At 36.9% G+C, this 3,060-nt stretch carries 2 protein-coding genes; both read left to right on the top strand.

The features are described 5' to 3' along the window. Nucleotides 1-411: phosphopantetheine-binding protein (locus C245_RS0122430; RefSeq protein WP_017498850.1), on the top strand; the 411-nt coding region annotated here is incomplete at its 5' end. Nucleotides 412-734: 323 nt separating this feature from the next. Continuing rightward, on the top strand, nt 735-3,060 hold a 2,326-nt coding region (locus C245_RS0122425), incomplete at its 3' end, for a condensation domain-containing protein (protein ID WP_017498849.1).

Below are 3,060 nucleotides of genomic sequence, written 5' to 3'. Positions count from 1 at the left end.
CCCGAATATATGTTACCGAGCTTTTATGTGTTTTTAGACAAATTCCCACTGACACCCAACGGTAAGATCGACAAAAAAGCATTACCATCGGTAAACACAGAAGATGTCATCCAACAAGAATATGTGGCTCCGACCAATGAAATCGAAAAAAAACTGGTAGAAATATGGCAAGACATTCTAAAACTAGAGAAAATTGGCATTACGGATAATTTCTTTGAATTGGGAGGAAACAGTTTAAAAGCTACCGTTTTAATCAACAAAATAAACAGAGCTTTTGATACAAGACTTTCAATTCAGGATTTATATAAAACTCAAGATATCACAGGAGTTTCCAGGAAATTAAAATTTATTCTGTTTCAAAATGAATTAGCTGTAGAAACAGCTGATGACCTGGATGAGATATTGATATAATTTATAGTGTTTACTATTTTTTACCCCAACGGTTTACTATAAAATCTAATCGCGAGTTTCATTTTATAGCTTAAGCATGGCTGTATTTTAATAGCCATGCTTTTTTTTGCAACATCTAATATGCTCGATTTATGAGTATAATTCACTGTATTACTATATACGTTTTAAGGACGTAGACCTTTTCCAGAAAAAAGAGTGTTTCTATTTTTTAAAATTAATTATGCTCAGCAGGTAGGTGCATTTGGCTTCCAACTATTGAGATAGATAGTGGTATGTTTTAAAAAAATCATATAAGCATTCCAACCTACTTTAAAAATCATATCATGATAAAGAATTTAATACAAACGTTACAATCCTTAAATATCAGACTTCGGATAGAAAATGGAGATCTGAAAATTAATGCTCCGAAAGGTGCTTTGACTCCTGAAATTATTGCAAGTATTAAAGCCTGCAAAAATGAGTTGATCAAACTACTTTCATCTTCAGAGTCTATCCCAAAAGCTGCGATAAAAGAATCATATGCACTTACTTCGCCCCAACAGCAGCTATGGACTTTAAGTCAGTTTGAAGGAGGTAATTCGGCTTATAATATTTTTGATGCCTATGAATTTAAAGGCGCGTTAAATTTTGAAAAGCTACATCAGACTTTTAAGATTTTAATGGAACGACATGAGAGTTTGCGTACCGTTTTTAAAGAAGATGAACAAGGAATTTTGGGACAGTATATTATCCCTTTTGCCCAATACAGTGGGGTTTTACAATTTACAGATTTAAATAATGCCACGACTGAAGCCTTAAGCAATCATGCTAATGCACTTCAAAGACATACTTTCGACTTAGAAAAAGGACCACTTTTTTTAGGAGAGATTGTAAAGACAGCCACAGATCATCATATTTTGATGCTTAATATGCATCATATTATAGGCGATGGCTGGTCGATGGGAATATTGAGTAAAGAGTTTATGGCCATTTACAATGAACTGGCCATAGGAAGCGAGATCATATTACCCGATTTGCCTATTCAGTACAAAGATTATTCAGAATGGCAAAACAGCCCGTCCAGACAAGCAGTACTGGAAAAATCTAAAGCCGCATGGTTAGAGACATTCTCAGGAGATTTACCCGTTTTAGAATTGCCGTCCGACAGGACAAGGCCTAATTTTAAAACGTATAACGGTTCAGGAGTATATCATTTTTTTTCAAAAGAGAGTACTACTGCGCTGAATGCCTATGCCCAGCAAAATGGCGTGACACTTTTTATGCTTTTAATGGCCGGAATAAATGGATTACTATCCAGGTATGCCAATACCAGAGATATTATTTTAGGAACTCCGGTAGCAGGAAGAAAACATGGTGATCTCGAAAATCAGGTTGGGTTGTATTTGAATACGCTGGCCATTCGAACCACTTTTGAAGCAACAGCAAGTTTTGAAGAATTACTAACGGTACAAAAAGAAACCTTATTAAAAGCTTATTCCCATCAGGACTATCCTTTCGACAGTTTGGTCGAAGCGCTTAATCTGAAAAGAGACTTAAGCCGATCAGTTTTGTTTGATGTTTTAGTGGTATTTCAAAACCAGGAAGAGTTATTAACATCTCAGGGGTTAGTACTAAACGGCCTTGAAATAACACCTTATAAAAATCAGGAAAAGTCAGTTAGTAAGTTTGATTTAAACTTTTCTTTTTCAGAAAAACAAGGCCAATTGTCCTTAGTAATAGATTACAATACTGATATTTATGATTTGGATTTTGTAACGCGTCTGGCTTCTCATTTGGATAGTTTTTTAAGGAAAGGAATCCAAAATCCGAATCAAGAAGTAGCCAGTATTGATTACATTTCAAGCTCAGAGAAAGCGATCCTTCTGGAAGATTTTAGCACTTCAAAAGCAGAAGCAGCAGTAGCCATTACAGCCGTTGAAATGTTCGAACAGCAAGTTGGGCAAACCCCTGATGCCGTAGCAGTAGTTTTTGAAAACAGATCATTAACTTACAAAGAACTAGATGAGCTTTCCAGCCAGTTGGCGCATTATTTATTGACTCATTATGAAATAAAAACAGAAGACCTTATTGCTGTAAAATTAGAGCGCAGCGAGTGGATATACATCTCCCTTTTGGCCGTATTGAAAACCGGCGGTGTTTATGTTCCTATAGATCCGGGTTATCCGGAGCAAAGAATTGCTTATATCGAGCAAGACAGTGCCTGTAAAGTTGTTATTGACGAGAAGTTATTGGCGAATTTCATCTCCCGTCAGGACAATTATCCAACCACATTACCTGTTATTTCTTTGACTCCGGAGAACCTCATGTATGTCATTTATACCTCAGGTTCCACAGGACAGCCCAAAGGCGTAATGATCGAGCACAAAAGTTTGGTGAATTATATCCTAAACCAAAAAGAAGAATTTGGGTTTGATGCGTCCGATCGTATCGTACAATTCTCCAACAACGCCTTTGATGCGTCGATGGAACAGATCTTTTTGGCTTTATTCACAGGAGCCACCCTGATAGGTGCTCCAAAAGAGCGTATCATTGATCCAGCCGATTTTATAACCCTATTGAAAGAACACAGTGTAACCCACCTGCATGCCACCCCGGGTTATTTGTCACATTTAGAGCACCTTTCTGCCTGCAAGACCCTGAAAAGAATTG

The sequence above is a fragment of the Flavobacterium sp. WG21 genome, assembly GCF_000335775.1.
Lineage (GTDB): Bacteria > Bacteroidota > Bacteroidia > Flavobacteriales > Flavobacteriaceae > Flavobacterium > Flavobacterium tructae.
The sequence above is the reverse complement of the archived record's forward strand: the minus strand, read 5'-3'. Positions and strand labels throughout refer to the sequence as shown.